The 279-nt window shown below is 52.7% G+C and carries 1 protein-coding gene; it reads left to right on the top strand.

What is annotated here, in order from left to right; genetic code table 11:
• The coding region (locus QWY28_RS23620) for a hypothetical protein (protein WP_300955349.1) at positions 1–279 on the top strand (279 nt) is incomplete at both ends.

The raw sequence follows: 279 nt of genomic DNA, 5'->3' as shown, positions 1-279 counted from the left end.
CGCCGATCAAAAAGGAGTGGTAATAATTGGCCCGGCCACAGTAGGCGGTCTCAAACCGGGCTGCTTTAAAATCGGCAACACCGGAGGCATGATGGACAATATTCTCCACTCGAAACTGTACAGGCCCGGCAGCGTCGCCTACGTGTCCAAGTCGGGAGGCATGTCCAACGAATTAAACAACATCGTCTCCCATACCACTGATGGGGTTTACGAAGGCGTTGCCATTGGCGGAGACAGGTATCCGGGCACTACGTTTATGGACCACATTAAGAGGTATCA

This window comes from Nocardioides oceani (genome assembly GCF_030412965.1).
Taxonomy (GTDB): Bacteria; Actinomycetota; Actinomycetes; order Propionibacteriales; family Nocardioidaceae; genus Nocardioides; species Nocardioides oceani.
The sequence above is the reverse complement of the archived record's forward strand: the minus strand, read 5'-3'. Positions and strand labels throughout refer to the sequence as shown.